Here is a 21,162-nt window from a genome sequence, read left to right as displayed (position 1 = left end):
TACGGATGACCAGGTTATCCCCCTCACCCATCACGATTTCCCAATCACGACAGACGGCTCAGACTTGCTCGCCCAGGTCAACGCCGCTGGCTTCTTCAGGTCCGTGTGATGCTGACTGTAACCATAGGGACCGCCCAGGAATCCGCAGAGGCGCCGCCACTGCTGTTTGTGGATAGCGCCCAAGTTGAGGACCAGGCGCTACAGATAGCCCCAGCAATTGGCTCTCAGGAGCAATTCGCCCTCCCCTCAATGGAGGGGTTAAGCCACGGCGCCATCATCCAGCCAGGCTGGCGGGTACGCGCCTATGCCGCCGGAACTGATCTTCCCGTCGATGTATATGCGGATTCCAACTTTCGGTTAATCCATTCACAACCATTGAAGGTGGACAGATTTGGCCAGCTGCCCGCCATGTATCTTGGGCAGGGTGCCGACTACCGGTTTGTTCTGGAAAACGAGTTCGGGGTGTATAAGGCTGAGTTGGCTGTCAGCTATCACACTCACTAGCTTTGGGTTCACATGCCTTCGGTTTATATGTGGCTCGGGTATCCGCCACGATGCTACCGCTATAGATACACAGCAGCCGCCACATTGCATAAGAAATGTTTTTTTCTCCGCCGGTCAGCTTACGCACCTGGCGGCTAGATTTATAGCCGAGTAGTGCTGCTGCCTGAGCACCAGTGAGGCCAGCACGGGCAATTTCCGCTTTAACCACTCTCGAAAAGACAGATTAAAAGACATACAATCATTGTTCGATAGTTGTGCAACGCTACGCAAGCACTGAGGAGGAGGGGTAATGCCAGATAACAGCCAGATCTGGATCGAATGCAAGCCGGATGTGATGGTGGGCAAACCCTGCGTCAAAGGCACGCGAATAACGGTAGAGAGCATTTTGCAGATGCTCAGTGCCGGGATGAACTACACCGAGATCATCAACGATTACCCAAGTTTGGATGAAATCAAGATCCGTGCGGCAATTGGGTATGCTGCTACTCACCTGAGCAAAGGAAATGCCGCCTAATGATACTCATTGATGAGAACCTATCATATCGGTTGGCCGCACGATTGGCGGGAGATTTTGCGGGTACCCGCGCGGTACCCAAAGTGGCCGCCTTGGGCGAAGGCACCAAAGATTCCAGGGTGTGTGGGAGTACGCTCAAGAGCACAACCTAGCACTGCTCACCAAAGACAAGGATTTTGTCGATTACTGGCGCCGCTTCGGGCCACCGCCTAAGGTGATTCGCTTGGACGTTGGCAACAATGTACGAGTGCGCTCCATTGAGACTTTGATGAAAACCAATAAGCGCCGCGTGCTTGAATTTTTGGCCGAACCCAAGACAGGCTTACTGGTACTCAATACTTAATATCTTCAAGCGTTTGCTCCCTTCTTTTTGACCTCACTACCAGCACCAAGAAAAATCTTCGACCCCACTTACGGTAACCATCACAAAGTAACAAAAACACTTAGACTTTTGCCAAACGGGTAGTACATCGGGTAGCAAATGAGGAAATAAAAGCCAATATTTTCGATAACTTATTGTTTTTATTGCATTATCATTTTCCGCTCAACAAATAGGTACATATCGAGTAACACCCAGCGCCATCCTCACTGGGCTTGCGCATGGGGATCACTGAAAACACGGAAATTTCAACTGGATCGTGATCACTGAGTCGTTTTCTGAGGTTAGCCGAAGATGGAAGCCATCCTGTAAGGGAATTGTGTAAACCCACCCAGCGCTTTGCCCTACTGCCCGTTGTGACCTTCGCAAGCGGTGCGGGCTTAAACTGGGAGAAGGCTTTTGTATCGTCCTCCGAGATTTCACCGGCTCCCCGTGGAGGATCTCCCGGCGATAACACTGATGAATTTCGGAATCCAGCCTCTGTATATATTTTCCGCTTGCGGCCCTTGTGGCAAAGTCAGGACAATTACGGTATCCAGTGTTACCCAATACCATAAGAGGTCACCGTGAGCCTGATTACCCTGGCCATTCCTTTCTTCCTGATCGCCGTCCTGTCCGAACTCGCATTGGACCGCTGGAAAGGGTGGGGGGTCTACCGCCTTAACGACGCCCTCGGCAATCTCAGCACGGGTATTCTCAGCCGTATCCTGGGGCTGACCTATAAAAGTCTGTTCCTGGTTGTGTATATCCCACTGTACCATTTGCTGGCGCCCTATTATCAGCTGGCGGGCTTCGACTGGTCCATGACCAACGGCTGGCACCTGCTTATTGCAGTTATCGCCTACGATTTCTGCTACTACTGGAAACACCGTGTCAGCCACGAGCTCAATCTCTTCTGGGCCGGGCACCTGGTGCATCACCAGAGCGAGGACTACAATCTCACCACCGCCCTGCGTCAATCGAGCGGCGGTCTGCAACTCGATTGGGTCTTTTATCTGCCGCTACTATTGATCGGCCTGCCCGCAGAGATGGTGATCACCGCCGGTGCCATAGATCTTCTCTATCAATTCTGGGTACACACACAAAAAATTCCCAAGATACGCTGGATGGAGTGGTTCTTTATCACCCCGTCCAACCACCGCGTACACCACGCCCAGAATGCGGTCTATGTCGACAAAAATTACGGCGGCATCCTGATTTTATGGGACCGCCTGTTTGGCACCTACCAGGAGGAACTCGATAGCGAACCCTGTATCTACGGCGTGCGCAAACCCCTCAACACCTTCGATCCTCTGGCGGCCAACCTGCAGCATCTGAAGCGCATGGCACTGGATGCGTGGTACACCAAGAGTTGGCGAGATAAACTCACCCTGTGGTTTCGTCGCACCGGCTACCGACCTGCAGATGCGGAGGCGGCCATGCCCGTATCCTCCACCGATCTCACGCATTTCCAGCGCTTCGATCCCCACATCCGCCGCGGCCGACGCAACTATGCGCTGATCCAGCATCTGTGCTATTCCGCCGCCAGCCTGGCTCTGCTCTGGTTCAATACACAACTGGGCTTTGCACAGTTACTGACGGTTGTGACCGCACTGGTATTCTGCCTGGTGGTCAACGGGCGCATCCTGGACGGGCACCCATGGGCCAGAGTTCTGGAGCCCCTGCGCCTCGCGCTCCTGGCCGTGGGTCTTCCGCTGCTAAACCCCAAATTTGCGCTCTTTATCGCTGCCTATATTCTTATCAGTGCCCTGCTGTGGTGGTGGCTGGCAATCACGGATAAAAAGGATACTGTCGCCCTTGCTGGGAATTAGCAATGCGCGGCACGTCTCAGTCGCAGGCAGTCGCTAGTGATTGAGCGCCCACAGGAGTATCCTGGCCGGGAACAGACACGTAGACGGTATCGTGCAACTGTGCACCCGGTTCTTCCTCCTTAAGCTCGGTCGGGTTTTTAGCCCATCCCACTTTCATGACCTTGGTTCCACCCGTTGCAGGCATCGCAACTCCGGGGCTTGGGCTATAATGCACGCTTTGCCCATGAACAGGACCAGATGTGCCAATAGGAACCCTCTATACCGTGTCCGCACCCTCAGGTGCAGGGAAAACCAGTTTGGTGAAGGCGCTGGTGGCAAGCGACAGCCAGGTCAAGGTGTCTATTTCCCATACCACCCGCACCAAACGCCCTGGTGAGGTACACGATGTCGATTACCATTTCGTGGCACGCGGGGAGTTCCTGGCCATGCTTGCACAGGATGCTTTTCTCGAGCACGCCCTGGTGTATGGCGACAATTACTATGGTACCGCCAAAAAGGCGGTGGCAGAGACCCTTGCCAGCGGTTGCGACATTATTCTGGAAATTGACTGGCAGGGTGCTGCACAGGTGCGACGCCTGCACGCTGGTACCGTTGGTGTATTTATCCTGCCGCCGTCCCAGGAGGCTCTGCGCGAGCGTCTCACTGGCCGCGGACAGGACGACCAGCCCGTGATTGATCGGCGAATGGATCAGGCCATCGACGAGATGACACACTATGTCGAAGCGGATTACCTGGTAATCAACGATGACTTTAACCAGGCCCTGGCAGAGCTGCGGGCTATCATCCTGGCCCAGCGTCAGCGCCTCGCGCAGCAGCAACTGCGCCACGGGGCACTGCTGCAGGCACTGCTGCGCCGTTGAGCCGATTGATCGAATTGCGTACACTCTATAGTCCGGTAAAATAACCGCTATCCCGAACAGAATTTGCCCTGCGGGCACAGAGAATGGAACCGAAAGTTTATGGCACGTATTACTGTTGAAGATTGCCTGGAGCATGTCGACAACCGCTTCGAGCTTGTTATCGTGGGCAGCCGGCGCGCCCGCCAGATCGCTACAGGCGGCCGGGACCCCCTGGTTCCAGAAGAGAACGACAAACCCACCGTGATCGCCCTGCGCGAAATTGAGGAAGGCCTGGTAGACGCCAGCGTCCTCAATGAGCCGGATATAGATGAAACGCCAGCCGCCATGGCGGCTCCGGCTTATCTCTCCGGCCAGGAAATCTGATCCCGGTTATTCCCCTGCCCGGTGTAAGTGAGTGATATGAGAGGCGCGCGCGGCATTGCACACCATCGATAGTCTGGCCCACCGCCTCTCCTCATACCTGTCTCCCGATCAGATCCAGATAGTCCGCCGCGCCTATTTCTATGCCGAGCAGGCCCACGACGGGCAGCAGCGCCGCTCCGGCGAGCCCTATGTGACCCATCCCCTGGCAGTGGCAACCATTCTTGCCGGTATGCATATGGACCACGAGAGCCTGGCTGCGGCCATGCTGCACGATGTGATCGAGGATACCGGCATTCCCAAGGCGGCACTGGCGGAGCAATTCGGCAGCGAGGTGGCCGATCTTGTCGATGGCGTCTCCAAGCTGACCCAGTTCGAGACCGACAGCCCGGCGGAAAAGCAGGCGGAGAACTTCCAGAAAATGGCCCTGGCCATGGCGCGGGATATCCGCGTTATCCTCGTGAAGCTGGCTGACCGCTTGCACAACATGCGCACCCTGGGAGCGCTTAAACCGCAGAAACGCGCGCGTATCGCCCGCGAAACCCTGGAGATCTACGCGCCCATTGCCCACCGCCTGGGAATGAACGATGTGCGTATCGAATTCGAGGACCGCGCCTTCTTCGCCATTTATCCCCTGCGCGCCAGCCGCCTGCGCGCTGCCCTGGTTGCTGCGCGCGGCAACCGCAAGGAGTTACTCGAACAGATCCAGAACGCCATCGAATTGCGTCTGCAACGGGAGGGCATCAGTTCCCTGGTGATTGGTCGCGAGAAACATCTCTTCAGTATTTACCAGAAGATGCGCGCCAAAAAGAAATCTTTCAAGGAGATCATGGACGTCTATGCCTTTCGTATCATCGTGGACAGTGTGGACACCTGTTACCGGGTACTAGGTGTGATGCACAGCCTGTATAAACCGGTGATTTCTGATTTCAAGGACTATATCGCCATCCCCAAATCCAACGGCTACCAGTCACTGCACACCGTGCTGCTGGGGATGCATGGTGTACCGATTGAGGTACAGATCCGCACCAAGGAAATGGACGAGATGGCCAACAGCGGCATTGCTGCCCACTGGCTGTACAAGGCTTCCGGCGAAGAGGTCATCAATACCGGCGGTACCAGCCAGGTGCGCGCGCGCCGCTGGGTGCAGGGACTGCTGGAAATGCAGCAGCGCGCAGGTGACTCCCTGGAGTTTATCGAGAATGTCAAAATCGACCTGTTCCCCGACGAAGTCTACGTGTTTACCCCAAAGGGTCAGATTATCGATCTGCCCTCCGGTGCTACCGCCGTGGACTTCGCCTATTCAGTTCATACGGATATCGGCAATACCTGTGTGGCCGTACGCATTAACCAGCGTCTGGCACCACTGTCGCAACCCCTGGAAAGCGGGCAGAAAGTTGAAATTCTCACCCGTAAAAATGCCCAACCGAACCCCAACTGGCTCAATTTTGTGGTCACCGCCAAGGCCCGCAGTGCCATTCGTCACTTCCTCAAACACCAGCGCCACCACGACTCCATCGCCCTGGGCCGGCGCCTGCTGGAAAAAGCCCTGAACAAGTTTGAAACACGCCTGGAAGCCCTGACCCAGGAGCAGCTGGCACGAGGCCTGCAGGAAGCCAAATGCGCGACCTTGGACAAGCTGCTGGAGGAGATTGGTCTCGGCAACAAAGTCGCCTTCTCCGCGGCCAAGCTGCTGGCCCCGGCACACAGTGAAGAGGCTGAAATGAGCCACATCTCTTCGCCGCTGACCATCGATGCCCAGGAGGGCATGATGATCAGCTTCGCACGCTGCTGCCGGCCAATCCCCGGAGATACCATAATTGGCCATATCAGCTCTGGCAAAGGGGTGGTCGTCCACCGGGATACCTGCCGCAATACCAGTGACTTTCGCGAGCATCCGGAAAACCTTATGCTGGTGAACTGGTCACCGGATGTCAAAGGGGACTTTCTCGGCGATGTGCGCGTGGAGGTGGAATCCGAACGCGGTATTATCGCACGTCTGGCGACCCGGATTACGGAAGAGGGGGCCAGTATTGAACAGATCAATGTAGATGAAAAAGACGCACACAATAGTGTGATCTCCCTGACCCTGGAAGTGAGCGGCCGGGTGCACTTAGCGAGAGTCATGAAGCGATTGCGCAACCTGCCTTCGGTCATCCGCATCGCTCGTCCCTAGAACCGGTCACTGCAGCCATGCATCGGTTTAAAAGCCGATGAACCTCTCTGCTTTGCTGTCTCATGGCGCTGCCATTTGTCGTTAAAGCGCGCTATATTTATCCGCTTTCCTTCCCAGATACCAACAGGTAAAGGAGTACCCCATGCCCAACCGCGCAATTATAAAAACAGACAAGGCACCGGCCGCAGCAGGCACCTATTCCCAGGCGGTAAAGGTCAACAATACGGTTTACTTGTCCGGGCAGATAGGGATTGATCCCCAGTCACAAGAAATGGTTTGCGGCAGTTTTGCCGACGAGGTGCGCCAGGTGTTCCGCAATCTCAAAGCGGTCTGTGAGGCGGCAAACGGCACACTGCAACATATTGTAAAGCTGAACCTTTATATCACCGACGGCGACAATTTTGCCTGTGTCAACGAGGTGATGGTTGAATTCTTTCAGGAGCCCTACCCGGCGCGGGCGACTGTCGCTGTCAAGGAGCTGCCCCTGGGAGCACAATTTGAAGCCGAGGGTGTGATGGTGCCCTAAACGCCCCCAGTACCTGTGAACAACGCCGGAGAAGCCGACAGCTTCAGACAGCGGCCTCTCAACCCTCCGCCTCCAGCAGGGCGCCGTAGCCGGCCTTGTAATCCGGGTATTTCAACACGTAACCGCTGGCCAGCATGCGCTGGTTCCCCAGCCTCTTTGAGCGCCGCTCGCTAGTCGGCACTATCTCGCGCAAATGTGCACTGGTATAACCCATGGCCTTCACCAGCCATTGCTGCAACTCGTACATGGGCACGGGTTTGCTGTCCGCGACAATATAGAGTGGCTCAGGGGTCCAGCCCCGCTTGTGCCGCTCGATCAGGTGCAGCAGAAAGCCGATACAGTCATCCACATGGATACGGTTGCTGTACTGGGGCGGCTGTGGCGGTGCACAGCGCCCGGCGCGAACTTGTGACAGCAAGCGATCGCGGCCCGGTCCATAGATACCGGCAAAGCGCACAATACAGGCGGTGGGTACAGCCGCCCGTATGATTTCCTCCGCCTTCAGCAGCGCCTCCCCTTGGAAACTGCCGGGCACTGGCGGGGTCAACTCGTCAATCAACTCCTCCTCACTCTGTCCGTAAACCCGGGTGGAGGATACCCAGAGTACCAGCCGTGGCGGTTTTGGCAGAAGCGGGATTACCTCCCCGAGGGCGCTGGCGGTTTCCACATAGGCTCGCTGGTAACCGCCTTGTGTATGTTCATCCGGGCTGAAAGTGGCGAGGACAATATCGGCCCTGGCAGCCAGCAATCGCTCTATATCCCTCGCCTTGGTGGCGTCCCCCCTGCGCCAGTTGACCACATCAGCGCGGCGCTTGCTCGCCAGAGCCACCAGCGGGTTGCGCCGCATGCCGTATACTGTGTATTTGTCACGGTCTATATTCAGCGCCAAACGCGCTCCGAGGTCGCCACACCCAAGGATCCAAAAATTTTCTTGTTGTGTCATATCGTTTCCGGCAAACAGTACAAAAAACTGCCCATCTGCCTTATTCCCTTGATTCTGTTTATAGAGTCTTGCCAGAGAAACCCCAGATCTGGATACACTCAAGCCCTGTTCGCCCAATACCTTCGGAAGGCTCCAGAATGATCCCGCAAACCATTGCGGGCTATCATCCATGAAATACCGCTGCGGGTATCGCCGGCCTCGCCATACCGCTTACTGCGCCGTTTTTTTAGCTAATTTCCACGCCGCTTGAGCAGGCGGTAAATCGCGAGAAAGATAATTGCACCAATGGTCGCTGTTATTATGTCGCCAAAACCAAAACCAGTCACCGGCCCGCCAATCCCCGCCAGGGCGCCCAGCCAACCGCCGATAAAGGCACCAATAATGCCAATGGCCATTGTGACTATCCAGCCACCGGGGTCTTTTCCGGGCATAATCCACTTCGCCAAGGCGCCGGCAATCAGTCCGAGAATGACCCAAGATAGAATTCCCATCACGCTTCTCCGCTCGCTGTGCTCCCATTAGATATAGCAAAATTTTGCGCCTCAATCCTCTAGGGCCGCTCATAATTGGTAAATTTTTCTAATTTTGGACTTCGGGCTACAGAGTGCGCCCAGAAATTGGCTATCGGCTATTATATATGAATAATATCTATCATCCGAGAATAATTGATTACCTTTACTATGACTCTCAATGAATTGCGCTACATCGTCACCCTCGCCCAGGAGCAGCATTTCGGCCGAGCCGCCGAACGCTGCTACGTGAGCCAGCCAACGCTGTCGATCGCGGTCAAAAAACTGGAAAAAGAACTGGACGTGGCGCTGTTTGAGCGCTCCAAGACCCGGGTTCAGGCAACGCCTTTGGGAGAGCGCATTGTCGCCCAGGCCCAGCTGGTATTGGAACAGTCGGCGGCAATCAAGGACATCGCCAGCGCGGGTAAGGATCAGCTTGCCAGCCCCCTGTCTGTGGGCGCAATCTTTACCATCGGGCCCTACCTGTTCCCACACTTTATACCGCAACTGCAGCATCTGGCCCCGGAAATGCCCCTCTATGTGGAAGAGGGCTATACGGCCACCCTGCGCCAGCGCCTGCGCAAGGGGGATCTGGATATGATTATTATCGCGCTGCCATTCACCGAACCAGATGTGGTTACTCAACCCCTCTATGATGAGCCTTTTGTGGTGTTATTGCCGGCGGATCACCCCCTGACAGAGTATGAGAGCCTCTCCCCGGATCAGCTCACTGAGGACAATGTCCTGCTCCTCGGCGAAGGGCACTGCTTTCGCGATCAGGTCCTCGAGGCCTGCCCGCACCTGCAACTGAGCATGGAAAAGCGCGCTGGTGGAGGGGGCATCCGCACCGCTTATGACGGCAGCTCTTTGGAGACCCTGCGTCATATGGTGGCCTCCGGGCTCGGCATTACCATACTGCCTCTGTCCGCCGCCACAGCGCCGCAGTACGCCAGTGGCCTGCTGGAAACCCGTCCCTTCACGGCGCCGGGGCCACATCGCACCGTTGCTCTGGCCTGGCGAGCCAGCTTCCCGCGCCACCGCGCCATTGATATCCTGCGTGAGGCGATCGGCCAGTGCCATCTGATCGAGCCCTAACCAGTCTGGCTGAACAGCCTGTTACCACCCTGAAGGGCGTTGGGGATAGATTTGCCCAGGTGTTGGAAAAACTGCACATTCGCTCCCTGCAGGATTTGCTCTTCCATCTGCCACTGCGCTACCAGGATCGCACACGGGTTACCTCGATTGCCGCTTTGAACGCAGGGCAGGACGTGGTGATTGAAGGGGAGGTGGCTACAGCGGATATTGTGTTCGGGCGTCGGCGCAGCCTGGTGGTGCGACTAAAGGACAACAGCGGTATCATCACCCTGCGTTTTTTCCATTTTTCCGCAGCGCAGAAAAGCCGCTTTGCCCGCGGAGTACGCCTGCGCTGCTACGGCGAGGCGCGCCATGGCAACGCCGGGCTCGAACTCTGCCACCCGGAGACCCAAATAGTGCACGGTGCGGCCGCCGCCACCGAGAAGGCGCTAACCCCGGTGTATCCCCTCACTGAAGGAGTGAGCCAAAGGCGCATGCGCGGGCTGGTACAACAGGTGCTGGCGCAACTGCAGGACCACCACATCGCCGAACTGCTACCCTCGGAACTGCTCCCGAAGGCCCTGCGCTACCCTCTCAGAGATGCCCTCGTCTACCTGCACTCGCCCCCCGTCGACACCCAGCAGGCGCAGCTGGCCGCCGGTTTACACCCGGTACAGCAGCGCTTGGCGCTGGAGGAATTGCTCGCCCACCATCTGAGTCTGCTGGAGCTCCGCCGCAACTGCGCCAGGGCCACTGCGCCGCCCTTGATCGTGAATACCGCCTTGGAGCGGGATTTTCTCGCGCGCCTGCCTTTTTCCCTGACCGCAGCCCAGCAACGGGTGTGTCAAGAAATTGCCACAGACCTGGCCCGGGATTATCCCATGATGCGCCTGCTACAGGGCGACGTCGGTGCCGGCAAGACCCTGGTCGCAGCCATGGCGGTACTCAGGGGCATTGGCGCCGGTGCCCAGGTGGCGATTATGGCCCCCACGGAGATCCTCGCCGAGCAGCACCGCCTGAATTTCAGCGCCTGGCTGGAGCCCCTCGGTATTGTGGTGGCGCAGCTTACCGGCAGCCTCAAGGCCACTCGGCGCCGCGAACAGTTGGCACAAGTGGCCAGTGGCGAGGCCCAACTGGTGGTGGGTACTCATGCACTTTTCCAAGCGGAGGTGGCTTTCCACAACCTGGCGCTGGTGATTATCGATGAGCAGCACCGCTTCGGGGTGCGCCAGCGCCTGGAGCTGCGTGAGAAGGGTGCCGCCAGCGGTGCCATCGGCAGGCACCAGCCGCACCAACTGATCATGACAGCAACCCCGATTCCACGCACTCTGGCCATGTCCGCCTTCGCCGACCTGGACTGCTCGATCATCGACGAGCTGCCTCCGGAACGGCAACCTATCCAGACGGTGGCGATTTCCAATGATCGTCGTGATCAGGTGATGGAACGGGTGCACACTGCCATTGCCGAGGGCCGCCAAGCTTACTGGGTCTGCACCCTGATTGAGGAGTCTGAAAGCTTGCAGGCCCAGGCGGCAGAGTCCACCGCACTGGAATTGACCGAGGTGCTCGATGGGGTGCGGGTAGCCCTGGTACATGGCCGCCTCAAGCCGGAACAGAAAGAACAGGTGATGAGCGCCTTCACCGCGGGGGAAGTGGACCTGCTGGTGGCAACCACCGTGATCGAAGTGGGGGTGGATGTGCCCAATGCAAGCCTGATGATTATTGAAAACCCGGAACGGCTCGGTCTGGCGCAACTGCACCAGTTGCGCGGGCGTGTAGGGAGGGGTTCCATCGCCAGTCACTGCGTGCTTTTATACGGCAAGCCACTGTCGAACAATGGCCGTGCGCGTCTGCAGGCCCTGCGCCAGCACAGTGATGGCTTCGCCATCGCCGAGGAGGATCTGCGCTTGCGCGGGCCTGGTGAGATTCTCGGCACCCGCCAGACCGGTGAGATCCAGCATCGGATTGCCGATCTGCAAAGGGATGCCGGGCTACTGCCGCAGGTACAAAGGATTGCTGCATCCCCGGCACTCAATCAGGAAATACGGCGCCTGCTGATCCGGCGCTGGTTACAGAACAAGCCCCGTTTCGCCGAGGCTTGATGGGAACTCAATGGGCGCCGATGGTATTTTTAGAATCGCTGATGCCCACGCTTTCGTAGTTGGCGTCGTAGAAAGTCTCCTCGTCCAGGGCGCCTTCACTTTTCGCCACTACACTGCTCACTACCGAATCACCGGTAATATTCACTGCAGTGCGCACCATATCCAGCAGGCGGTCGACACCGATTACGATGGCAATCCCCTCCAGTGGCAGCCCCACTTGCTGTAGCACCATACCCAGCATAATCAGGCCGACGCCAGGCACACCGGCAGTACCGATGGAGGCCAGGGTCGCCGTGAGTATCACGGTCAAATAGCCGATCAAGCCGATCTCCACACCGAAGAACTGGGCAATAAAGACTGTGGCCACTCCCTGCATAATTGCGGTGCCATCCATATTGATGGTGGCCCCAAGCGGGATAGTGAATGCCGCCACCTTGTTGTCAACACCCAGGCGCTTCTCCACGGTCGACAGGGTCACCGGGATGGTGGCGGCCGAAGAGGCGGTGCTGAAGGCGAACACCATGGTGGAGCGCATCTTCTTGAGCAGCTCCAGCGGATTGAGCCCACTCAGCAGTTTGAGAATCAGTGAATAGACACCCAGAGCGTGTAACAGCAGGGCCCCCAGCACAACCAGGAAGTACTTCCCAAGCTGCACCAAACCTGCCAGCCCCAGATCTGCAAAGGTCTTCGCCAACAGGGCAAAGACCCCGTAGGGAGCGAATACCATCAACACCCCGACCATGCGCAGGACAACACTGTTGAGGTCATTAAAGAAAGCGGCAATGCGCTGCCCCGGTTCACCACAGCGGGAGATGGCATAACCCATCAGCAGAGCAAACACAATGATCTGCAGCATATTGCCCTCGGCCATGGCTGCCACCGGATTGGTGGGGAAAATATTCACCAGCACCTCGGAGAGTGGCGGAGGCTGTTTTGGCTGGAAGACGGCAGTTGCCTGTGCCGCTGCCTCGTTCACACCGACACCGGGCTGAAATACCAAAGCCAGGCATAAAGCCAGGGTAATGGCTATTGCCGTGGTGATCATGTAGAGCAGAATTGTTTTACCCGCCAGTGGCCCAATGCGGCTGCCTTCCGATAGGGCGCAGGCACCGCTGATCAGGGAAACCAACACCAGCGGTACCACCATGAGTTTCAATGAGGCGATAAAAATCTGGCCGACGATATCGAACAAGCCTTCGGTGAGGTAGACATTAATCGCCTCGTTGACCCCGGCCCCCGGGAACCCGCTCATACTGAGCGTATTAAATAACAGGCCGAGGGCAATACCCGTAACCATGCCTATCACAATTCTGGTAGTAAGCCCCATAGCAAGCTTCTCTCTGTGTATTCGTTGTTTTCAATGCTTTGCCCACTATATCTATTGATACCACGGGGAGCAAAACTGCAACGGGAGGGGGCCAGCCGTTAACGGGCGAGGTACAATGCTGCTTTTTCCAGATTGCGGAGTGATCGTTGTACCAATCCCCGTTTGTACCCACTGGCGATTGGCATGGGCAGTTGCTTGAGCCGGCCCACCCTCAGCCCCCACAGGTGCTGTTGCCCTGGCTGGAATACCCCGGTTCGCTCACTGCCGCACTCAAACGACTGAGCCGGGGGGATTTTCGCGTGCAGGTATTGAGCCAGTGCTGGCAACTGCCCCGTGCGGAGGAGTGCCGCGCACTCAATTTGCGTACACACAGCCGAGCGCTAGTGCGCGAAGTGCTGTTGTACGGTCTCGGCCATCCCTGGGTCTTTGCACGCAGCATCCTGCCTTTGCGCAGTCTGCAGGGCAAATCCCGCAACCTGCGCAGTCTGGACAGTCGGCCGCTGGGGGAATTGCTGTTCAGCGAGCCCGGCATTCGCCGTGGCAATATGGAGTTCAACCACCTGACACGCAACCCCTGCCTGCAACTGGCAGCACTCGATAGGGAGAGTGACAATGCCTGGGGGCGCCGCTCCACATTCTGGCTGCGGGACAAGCCACTGCTGGTAGCCGAGACTTTTCTCTCGAGCTTCCGGCCCGACGGGCCGCCCAGCAGGGCCACCGCATCCAACGACAGAGAGAATCCGCCTTGATCAGCGAATATCTTGCACGGCGCTGGCCCGCTGTGATGCCCTACTGGCAGCTGGCACGTATGCACAAGCCCATTGGCATACTGCTACTGCTGTGGCCCACCTGGTCCGCGCTGTGGCTGGCCGCCGGCGGTTGGCCTGGATTGCACCTGTCAGCCGTGTTTACGCTCGGGGTGATCCTGATGCGCGCAGCTGGCTGTGCGGTCAACGACTTCGCCGATCGTGAAATTGATCGCCATGTGAAACGCACAGCTGGGCGTCCGCTCGCCACCGGCAGTGTCTCCCCCCGTGCGGCTCTGGGGCTATTCGCCGGACTCAGCGCTGTGGCTTTCGCGTTGGTGCTGACTACCAACACACTCACGATAACCCTGTCGCTGCCGGCCCTGGGGCTCGCTTTTTGCTACCCCTTTGCCAAGCGTCACACCCATCTGCCGCAGGTAGTCCTGGGGGCCGCTTTCAGTATGGGTATCCCCATGGCGTTTGCCGCGGTCAGCGGCGAAATCCCCCCCCAGGCATGGCTGTTGTACACAGCAAACCTGTTGTGGACCCTGTGCTACGACACCTTCTACGCGATGGTGGACCGCGACGACGATCTGAAAATCGGGGTGAAATCCACGGCGATCCTGTTTGGCGACATGGATAGGGCTTTGACTGCAACCCTGCAGCTATTGGTATTGATCGCTCTTTTGTTCCTCGGTCAGCGCTTTGGATTGGGCACCGTCTATTATTTGGGTTTGGTCGCTGTGGCGATACTCTTCACCTACCAGCAGTGGCTGATTCGCAAGCGGGAGCGGGTTGCCTGTTTTCAGGCTTTTCTCAACAATAACTGGGTGGGTTTGGCTATTTTCATGGGTATATCAATGCAATACCTGCTGAATTAGCCCAGCATTGGGAGCCTGGGGGAGATCGTCATATATTTGTCATACTATTCCCGTTTAATCCCCGGCGGTGATGGGAAATCCTGACAACAGAGCGGAAATAGCAGACAAATGCATAGTAAAACGATCCTGATTGTCGATGATGAGGCCGCGGTGCGCGATATGCTGCGGGTGGCACTGGAAATGGCGGATTACCGTTGTCTGGAGGCGGAGAATGCGCGCGAGGCCCACGCTCTGGTTATCGACGAAAAGCCGGACTTGATTCTGCTGGACTGGATGCTGCCGGATGTGTCCGGGGTGGAACTGGCCCGGCGTCTCAAGCGCGACGAACTGACCACTGCCGTGCCCATTATCATGCTCACCGCGAAAGGCGAGGAAGATAATAAAATCAAAGGGCTAGAGACCGGCGCGGACGACTATATTACCAAGCCCTTCTCCCCCCGCGAACTGGTGGCCAGACTGAAAGCGGTGTTGCGCCGCGCTGGCCCGGCCACTCCCGAGGACCCCCTCAGCGCCGGGCATCTGGTACTGGACCCTCTCAGTCACAGGGTCACCATCAAGGGCCAACCGGTCGATATGGGCCCCACCGAATTCCGCCTCCTTACTTTCTTCCTCTCCCACCAGGAGCGCGCCTATACCCGCACCCAGCTGCTCGACCATGTCTGGGGTGGTAATGTCTATGTGGAGGAGCGCACCGTGGACGTACATATCCGCCGCTTGCGCAAGGCCCTAGCACTGGACCGCCACGACCGCTATATCCAGACGGTGCGGGGCACCGGCTATCGATTTTCTGTGCAAACTGTTGAAAAAGTGTGACAATTTCACAGGGCAGACACTGGTGCCCGCGGAATCCCCACCGATACGCCCATTGCTCAGCGGGCGGATTCCCAGAGGTGATTCAGTTGGGGAGGAAACGATCCCCCCTGTTGTCCGTTTGGTAACACGACTTGGCTATGTTTGATCGCAGTATTGGCGAGTTTTCGCGTTTTGTCCTTATTGCCCTGGGCTGCATCATCCTCAGTTTCATCTGGGGCAACTGGTCGATTGCCCTGATCGCGGGCCTGGCTGTCTATCTGGTATCGCTGTTGTGGCAGCAGCATCGCTTCAATCGCTGGCTGGCCGGTGGCCGGCGCGGCCCGCCGCCCTCCACCTTTGGCATCTGGGGGGAGATCTACGACGATTTCTACCGTATACAGCGCCGCCACCGCCGTGAAAGACAGAAATTGCACGCCATGTTGCGCCGGGTACAGGACAGCACCAATGCCCTGCGCGAGGGCATAGTGGCGTTGGAGAACGGCGATAATCTGGCTTGGTGGAACCCCGCCGCCGGTGAACTCCTCGGCCTGCAGGCCAGTGATACCGGACAGTCGCTGGTCAACTTTGTGCGTGACCCCGGCTTTGTCAGTTACATGCACAGCGACGCCGGGGAAGTGCGGGAGCCCCTCACCCTGCCAGCCCCCGGCAATGAGGCCCTTCTACTTCAGCTGGAAGTCACCCGCTACGGCCAGAATGAAGCACTGGTCATTGTTCGTGATATCACCCGCCTTCGCAATTTGGAACAAATGCGCCGCGATTTCGTCGCCAATGTTTCCCATGAACTGCGCACGCCCCTGACTGTGATCACCGGCTACCTGGAAACCCTGCAGGGCAGTGATGTGGCACCGCCAGCCTGGCAGCGACCATTGGCGCAAATGGAGGAGCAGGCCGCGCGCATGGCGGCACTCGTCAACGATCTGCTGCTGTTGGCGCGCCTGGAGACCTCTGAGTGCAAGATTGGTGATGTGCCGGTGGATGTACGCGAACTGATAGGGCGGGTTGCGCGGGAGGCGCGCAGTTTTACCGGCAGTCGCCACAAGGTCTTGGTACAGTGCGAAGCCGACAGCCGCATCCGTGGCAACGCCGGCGAGCTGCACAGCGCCTTCGCCAACTTGGTGCTCAACGCCGTGAAGTACAGCCCGGCGGGGGGGACAATTCAGCTGCGTTGGTGGCAGGACCGTCGTGGTGGTCATTTCAGCGTACAGGACCAGGGCATTGGCATAGATCCGGTACATATTCCCCGGCTGACAGAACGCTTTTACCGGGTCGACCCCGGTCGTTCGCGGGGCAGTGGTGGGACCGGGCTGGGATTGGCGATCGTTAAGCATGTACTGCTGCGCCACTGTGGCGAGATGAGCATAGAGAGCACCCCCGCTCAGGGCAGTACCTTCACGTTGCACTTTCCCGAGCACAAGTTGACCGCAAAACCCGTCCACACACCGGAAGCCAGCGAAGAGATGGCCAACACCTAGCGCGGCTTTCCCTAGCCACAGAGAGCAATTACTTCAACTCTTCCAGCTTCACCTGCTCACCATTTTTCGTGTAGGTGATGTTGTCGTCATCGTCAACCGGAGTAGCCTCCCTGCGTAGAACCAGGTGATGGAGTTGCAGGTCTGCGTCGCGCAGCAACAAGTGCTCATTGCCGTCATCATCGGTGGGTAGTGGTTTACTGCCCAGCACTGCATCGCGCAGGGCACGCAGGCGGGGCACGTCCCGGTAGCGATTCAGGTCGTTGGACAGATGTGTTTTTATGCGTTCACTCTCGTGCAGGGTGGCGGCGGTCTCGCGGTATTTGGCAAAAAAGAACACAGCGCCAATAGCACAGACGACAATGACCGATATTTCAAACCATGCAGGCATAGTGACTCCTTGTTATCATTCTCTGCACCAGACCACCAGTTGGTTGTTGGCCGGCAGATAGTTTAACTCTTCGCGCTTGAAGCCCGCATCTGCAGCCAGTTGATCCAGCCACTCGAGGGCGCGAATACCACTTAGGGGATTGCGCGCTTTTAACCAGAGATCAAAATCGGCATTACTGGGTCCGATAAACGCCCCGGCAATTTTCAAGGGGCCGTAGACAATCAAAAGTCCGCCGGGCTGCAACACCGACGGCAACCGTTGAAAAAAGTGCTCCACAGACTCTCCAGGCATAATATGTAGGGTATTGGCGGTAAAAACCGTATCGACACTCAGCGCAGGCCAGGGCGTATCGACATCCAGGGCCAGGGGGTCACACAGATTGTCGGCAGGGGCACTGGCGAGCCAGGCGCGGACCCCGGGCAACATTTCCTCCCGCTCGGAAGTCTGCCACACCAGGTGTGGCAGATGTGGAGCAAAGTACACTGCGTGCTGGCCGGTGCCACTTCCCACTTCCAGCACCCGCTGACGATCAGTCAACAGGCGGCGCAGGTGCTGCAAAATTGGATCCCGATTGCGCGCACAGGAAGGGGCATCCGGGAGCGATAAATCCCTCATTGCGCCTGGTCCCGGATAAATATCCAGTCGCGTTGGGTGGACATCTCCGGGCTATAGCAATACCCAGCCACAGCAAATTCCTTAAGCGCAGCTGCTTTTTTTACCCGCTGATCGATGGCCCAGCGACTCATCATGCCACGCGCTTTCTTGGCAAAGAAGCTGATCATCTTGTACTGGTCGTTTTTCAAGTCCTTGAAGTGCGGTGTAATCACCTCTGCATCGAGTGCGTCGGGGTGAACTGATTTGAAATACTCATTGGAAGCCAGATTGACCAACTCGCGGCTCTTCAGGCGGTGCAGCTGCTCGTTAAGGGCCAGGGTTATCCTGTCTCCCCAGAACTCGTACAGGTTTTTGCCGCGGGTATTTTCAAACCGGGTACCCATCTCCAGGCGGTAGGGCTGCATCAGGTCCAGGGGGCGCAACAGGCCATAGAGGCCGGAGAGCATGCGCAGGTGCTTTTGTGCATAGGCAAAATCGCGCTTGCCCATGCTTCCAGCCTCGAGGCCGGTATACACATCGCCTTTGAAGGCAAGCAAGGCAGGGCGCGCATTCCGGTCGGTGAAAGGCCGCTTCCAGATCTGGAAACGGTCATAATTCAGAACGCCCAGCTTGTCGGAAATCTTCATCAGGCTGGAAATCTGCTGCGGACTCAAAGCCCGCAACCGTTTGACCAGTGCCGCGGATTCCATCAGGAAATCCGGCTGGGTTGTATTCAGCGTGGGAATATCGCTTTCATAGTCCAGCGACTTGGCTGGAGAAATCACTATTAACATCGGATACCTTACTTGTCACTGCTGCACAATCCGCTCCGGTGTCTTGCTGGTGTCGGCACCAAGATAAGCTGCAGCCTGCTATCCGGTCGATTCGCCTGAAAACCTCGCGCCTTCAACCCCTGGGCAAAGACTCTGCCGGCTTGCGGACCTACCCGGATTTTAGAATATCCTGCCACCAGTTCAACGGCGTCTGACCATCCTTGGGGTCGTATACATTGCCGTAATACCAGACACTGTCAGCTCCGTCACAGACATTGTTGAGAATTTTCTCAATCTTGTCGAAGCCACAGCTGACATGGATGCTGTACACCAGCACCCGAGGCTGTTCAAGGTCCAGTTCACCGCCCAGCTTTTCCAATTGCGGGGTCAGCCGGTCTGACAGCTCTGCGCTGTCTGTCCGACAAAAAACCCGGATCGCCAGGTTGCCCGATCGTTTGATCAACTCAAACTGCTGGGTGTCACTGTCCACCTGGATACTATCACCACTGGCAATGCCTTTGACAAAAGCCGGGGAGCGCACCAGCTGACAGCAGCCCGACTCATTGATCCGTACCTTCAGGCGCTCCACCACCGGTTCGCCATCGGGGTTGGTGCCTGCGAATAACTCGATGACCTGAAGTGCCGCCATAGCCTCTCTCTTCCCAGACTGTGTACAATGGGGGATCTTGGAACACCCAGCATTATACAGGGAGGCAGGCAATGATCCCGCGGCACCCTAGCTTCTTCACTTACACTACCATCGCAGTGCTGGTAGCGGCTGTTGTCTGCGGCTGCGCTGTGAACCCAGTCACTGGGGAAAAGCAGCTCTCGCTGATCTCCGTTCAACAGGAACTGCACCTAGGACAGCAGCAATACCCCATCAATCAGCAACAACAGGGCGGCCAGTACACGATTGATCCCCACCTGCAGGACTATGTGAGCAAAGTGGGACAAAAACTAGCACGAGTGTCAGACCAGCCACAACTGCCCTATGAATTCGTGGTACTGAACAATGCAGTACCCAATGCCTGGGCCCTGCCCGGCGGCAAAATCGCCATCAATCGCGGTCTTCTGGTACTGCTGGAGGATGAAGCCGAGCTGGCCGCCGTTCTCAGCCACGAGATCGTTCACGCCGCCGCTCGGCATTCGGCCACTGCCCTGTCCCGGCAACAGCTACTTGGCACCGGCCTTGCGGTTCTCGATGCTGCCACCAAAGACTCGGCCTACGCCGACCTGATTTCCACCGGCAGCCAGTTGGGTGGCTCTGCCTATATTGCGCGTTACGGCCGCAGTGATGAGCTGCAGTCCGATAAATATGGCATGCGATACATGGCTGCCGCCGGCTATGATCCCCAGGGCGCCATCCGCCTGCAGCGAAAATTCGTGGCGCTGTCCGAAGGCCGCCAGGCCAACGGGCTGGCAGCTCTGTTTGCCAGTCACCCGCCCTCGCAGTCCCGGGTCAGCGCCAATATCGAACACAGCCAATCACTGCCAAAAGGGGGGGTGACCAATCGCGGTGTCTATCAAAAGGCGATAGCCCAGCTAAAGCGCGATGTCCCCGCCTACAAGCATTACGACCAGGCACTGCAAGCCGCAGGCAAGCAGCACTATGACGATGCACTGCGTCTTGTGCGCAAGGCACAACAGCAACAGCCCAAGGAAGCGGCTTTCTTCACTCTGGAAGGCGACCTGCTGGCGCAGAAGAAACAGTATGCAAAAGCCCGCAGTGCCTATGATCGTGCGATTGAGAAAAACCCCACCCTGTTTTCCCACTGGCTAAAGCGTGGAATCGCCAGTGCTGCGCTTAATGATTATACCTCGGCAGAGCGGGACTTAAGCCGTTCGCTGCGTTATCTGGATACCGCTTATGCCCACTACTATCTGGGCGATATCTATGAGCAACAGGGCAATCCCCAGATTGCTTACAAGCACTACCAAACGGCTGCCAGGGCGGGTGGGGAGATCGGTTCTAAGGCACAGGCGCGGATGCAGGCGCTGACGGGAAATGGGTAAATTTATAATCCCGATATTGTCACTAATTAATGTAACCGCTCATTCTACGGCGTTATTGCTCCAACCATAAATGTCTGACCGCAGTGGATTGCGGACAAACTTCTCTTTCCACATCCGCGGCGTTAGATCCGCAACCTCTCTGGCTGGGTGCTGGCCAACACGTAGCAGCACATCCGTGAGATAGGTATACGGATTGATGTCGTGCAGTTTGCAGGTAGTAACCAGACTTTGGATGATGCCTACATGTTCCGCACCCAACTCTGCCCAGCAGAACATCCAGTTCTTTCTGCCCATTGGGATGGGGTGTTGATTTGCACTTAAAACTGACCCACTAACCCCCCGGATTTGCATCGAATTTTGACCCACGTAGAACCCTTCCCTGCACAAATAGTATGCA

The 21,162-nt window shown here is 57.3% G+C and carries 24 protein-coding genes; 15 read left to right on the top strand and 9 right to left on the bottom strand.

Annotation, left to right across the window (positions count from 1 at the left end; translation table 11 throughout):
* The first annotated feature begins 108 nt into the window (after positions 1-108).
* From Q5Y71_RS14360 to Q5Y71_RS14345, 4 genes are all read left to right on the top strand, one after another.
* Positions 109-504 carry a hypothetical protein gene (locus Q5Y71_RS14360; protein WP_306042796.1) on the top strand — a complete coding sequence of 132 codons (396 nt, stop codon included), beginning with the start codon at positions 109-111 and terminating at the stop codon, positions 502-504.
* 289 nt (positions 505-793) lie between these two features.
* Positions 794-1,018, top strand: coding sequence for a DUF433 domain-containing protein (locus tag Q5Y71_RS14355; RefSeq protein ID WP_306042795.1), 225 nt, complete (start codon positions 794-796; stop codon positions 1,016-1,018).
* A gap of 121 nt (positions 1,019-1,139) precedes the next feature.
* Positions 1,140-1,361: a DUF5615 family PIN-like protein gene (locus Q5Y71_RS14350; RefSeq protein ID WP_306042794.1), complete on the top strand. Its 222-nt coding sequence runs from the start codon at positions 1,140-1,142 to the stop codon at positions 1,359-1,361.
* Between the two features lie 602 nt (positions 1,362-1,963).
* Positions 1,964-3,208: a sterol desaturase family protein gene (locus Q5Y71_RS14345; protein ID WP_306042793.1), complete on the top strand. Its 1,245-nt coding sequence runs from the start codon at positions 1,964-1,966 to the stop codon at positions 3,206-3,208.
* 16 nt (positions 3,209-3,224) lie between these two features.
* Here the strand turns inward: Q5Y71_RS14345 and Q5Y71_RS14340 are convergent, their stop codons facing one another.
* Complete coding sequence (locus tag Q5Y71_RS14340; protein WP_306042792.1) at positions 3,225-3,392, bottom strand: hypothetical protein; 168 nt, start codon at positions 3,390-3,392, stop codon at positions 3,225-3,227.
* A 55-nt stretch (positions 3,393-3,447) separates the two neighbouring features.
* Between Q5Y71_RS14340 and gmk the strand changes: the two genes are divergently transcribed.
* The 4 genes from gmk to Q5Y71_RS14320 all read left to right on the top strand — a co-directional run bounded on the left by gmk (position 3,448) and on the right by Q5Y71_RS14320 (position 7,130).
* On the top strand, positions 3,448-4,068 hold the full coding sequence (gene gmk / locus Q5Y71_RS14335; protein ID WP_306042791.1) for a guanylate kinase: 621 nt from the start codon (positions 3,448-3,450) through the stop codon (positions 4,066-4,068).
* 99 nt (positions 4,069-4,167) lie between these two features.
* The gene (gene rpoZ, locus Q5Y71_RS14330) at positions 4,168-4,431 is read left to right on the top strand and encodes a DNA-directed RNA polymerase subunit omega (protein ID WP_306042790.1); all 264 of its coding nucleotides are present in this window, start codon (positions 4,168-4,170) and stop codon (positions 4,429-4,431) included.
* Positions 4,432-4,486: 55 nt separating this feature from the next.
* The gene (spoT, locus tag Q5Y71_RS14325) at positions 4,487-6,604 is read left to right on the top strand and encodes a bifunctional GTP diphosphokinase/guanosine-3',5'-bis pyrophosphate 3'-pyrophosphohydrolase (protein WP_306042789.1); all 2,118 of its coding nucleotides are present in this window, start codon (positions 4,487-4,489) and stop codon (positions 6,602-6,604) included.
* A gap of 142 nt (positions 6,605-6,746) precedes the next feature.
* On the top strand, positions 6,747-7,130 hold the full coding sequence (locus Q5Y71_RS14320) for a Rid family detoxifying hydrolase (protein ID WP_306042788.1): 384 nt from the start codon (positions 6,747-6,749) through the stop codon (positions 7,128-7,130).
* 58 nt (positions 7,131-7,188) lie between these two features.
* Here the strand turns inward: Q5Y71_RS14320 and Q5Y71_RS14315 are convergent, their stop codons facing one another.
* Both Q5Y71_RS14315 and Q5Y71_RS14310 read right to left on the bottom strand, forming a co-directional pair.
* Entirely contained in the window at positions 7,189-8,073 is an 885-nt protein-coding gene (locus Q5Y71_RS14315) for an NAD-dependent epimerase/dehydratase family protein (RefSeq protein ID WP_306042787.1), read from the bottom strand.
* 230 nt (positions 8,074-8,303) lie between these two features.
* The gene (locus Q5Y71_RS14310) at positions 8,304-8,564 is read right to left on the bottom strand and encodes a GlsB/YeaQ/YmgE family stress response membrane protein (RefSeq protein WP_299943211.1); all 261 of its coding nucleotides are present in this window, start codon (positions 8,562-8,564) and stop codon (positions 8,304-8,306) included.
* A gap of 189 nt (positions 8,565-8,753) precedes the next feature.
* On the opposite strand from Q5Y71_RS14310, the gene Q5Y71_RS14305 reads away from it, so the two are divergent.
* Together Q5Y71_RS14305 and recG are read left to right on the top strand one after the other, a co-directional pair.
* Positions 8,754-9,677, top strand: coding sequence for a hydrogen peroxide-inducible genes activator (locus tag Q5Y71_RS14305; protein ID WP_306042798.1), 924 nt, complete (start codon positions 8,754-8,756; stop codon positions 9,675-9,677).
* On the top strand, positions 9,656-11,758 hold the full coding sequence (recG, locus tag Q5Y71_RS14300) for an ATP-dependent DNA helicase RecG (RefSeq protein WP_306042786.1): 2,103 nt from the start codon (positions 9,656-9,658) through the stop codon (positions 11,756-11,758). Before Q5Y71_RS14305 ends, recG begins: the two co-directional genes overlap by 22 nt.
* 7 nt (positions 11,759-11,765) lie before the next feature.
* On the opposite strand, the gene Q5Y71_RS14295 is transcribed toward recG, so the two are convergent.
* Entirely contained in the window at positions 11,766-13,085 is a 1,320-nt protein-coding gene (locus Q5Y71_RS14295; protein ID WP_306042785.1) for a dicarboxylate/amino acid:cation symporter, read from the bottom strand.
* Positions 13,086-13,231: 146 nt separating this feature from the next.
* On the opposite strand from Q5Y71_RS14295, the gene Q5Y71_RS14290 reads away from it, so the two are divergent.
* From Q5Y71_RS14290 to phoR, 4 genes are all read left to right on the top strand, one after another.
* A complete protein-coding gene (locus Q5Y71_RS14290; protein ID WP_306042784.1) occupies positions 13,232-13,834 on the top strand; it encodes a chorismate lyase in 603 nt (200 codons plus the stop codon).
* Positions 13,835-13,869: 35 nt separating this feature from the next.
* Positions 13,870-14,712, top strand: coding sequence for a 4-hydroxybenzoate octaprenyltransferase (ubiA, locus tag Q5Y71_RS14285; protein WP_306042797.1), 843 nt, complete (start codon positions 13,870-13,872; stop codon positions 14,710-14,712).
* Positions 14,713-14,820: 108 nt separating this feature from the next.
* Positions 14,821-15,525 (top strand): phosphate regulon transcriptional regulator PhoB, encoded by a 705-nt coding sequence (gene phoB, locus Q5Y71_RS14280; RefSeq protein WP_301415614.1) that lies wholly within the window; start codon positions 14,821-14,823, stop codon positions 15,523-15,525.
* Positions 15,526-15,662: 137 nt separating this feature from the next.
* On the top strand, positions 15,663-16,997 hold the full coding sequence (phoR, locus tag Q5Y71_RS14275) for a phosphate regulon sensor histidine kinase PhoR (RefSeq protein ID WP_306042783.1): 1,335 nt from the start codon (positions 15,663-15,665) through the stop codon (positions 16,995-16,997).
* Between the two features lie 28 nt (positions 16,998-17,025).
* On the opposite strand, the gene Q5Y71_RS14270 is transcribed toward phoR, so the two are convergent.
* From Q5Y71_RS14270 to Q5Y71_RS14255, 4 genes are all read right to left on the bottom strand, one after another.
* Positions 17,026-17,385, bottom strand: a complete 360-nt coding sequence (locus Q5Y71_RS14270) for a hypothetical protein (protein WP_306042782.1) — start codon at positions 17,383-17,385, stop codon at positions 17,026-17,028.
* A 15-nt stretch (positions 17,386-17,400) separates the two neighbouring features.
* Positions 17,401-18,000 (bottom strand): DUF938 domain-containing protein, encoded by a 600-nt coding sequence (locus tag Q5Y71_RS14265; protein WP_306042781.1) that lies wholly within the window; start codon positions 17,998-18,000, stop codon positions 17,401-17,403.
* A complete protein-coding gene (gene yaaA / locus Q5Y71_RS14260; protein ID WP_306042780.1) occupies positions 17,997-18,773 on the bottom strand; it encodes a peroxide stress protein YaaA in 777 nt (258 codons plus the stop codon). Before yaaA ends, Q5Y71_RS14265 begins: the two co-directional genes overlap by 4 nt.
* 148 nt (positions 18,774-18,921) lie before the next feature.
* The gene (locus Q5Y71_RS14255; protein WP_306042779.1) at positions 18,922-19,401 is read right to left on the bottom strand and encodes a DUF4265 domain-containing protein; all 480 of its coding nucleotides are present in this window, start codon (positions 19,399-19,401) and stop codon (positions 18,922-18,924) included.
* 71 nt (positions 19,402-19,472) lie between these two features.
* Here Q5Y71_RS14255 and Q5Y71_RS14250 point away from each other — a divergent pair, with 71 nt between their 5' ends.
* Positions 19,473-20,765, top strand: a complete 1,293-nt coding sequence (locus tag Q5Y71_RS14250; protein ID WP_306042777.1) for a M48 family metalloprotease — start codon at positions 19,473-19,475, stop codon at positions 20,763-20,765.
* Between the two features lie 39 nt (positions 20,766-20,804).
* Here the strand turns inward: Q5Y71_RS14250 and Q5Y71_RS14245 are convergent.
* Positions 20,805-21,162: transposase domain-containing protein (locus Q5Y71_RS14245; protein ID WP_306042776.1), on the bottom strand; the 358-nt coding region annotated here is incomplete at its 5' end.

Source organism: Microbulbifer sp. 2205BS26-8, from assembly GCF_030731025.1.
GTDB lineage: Bacteria > Pseudomonadota > Gammaproteobacteria > Pseudomonadales > Cellvibrionaceae > Microbulbifer > Microbulbifer spongiae.
This window is presented reverse-complemented; position numbering and strand designations above follow the sequence as displayed.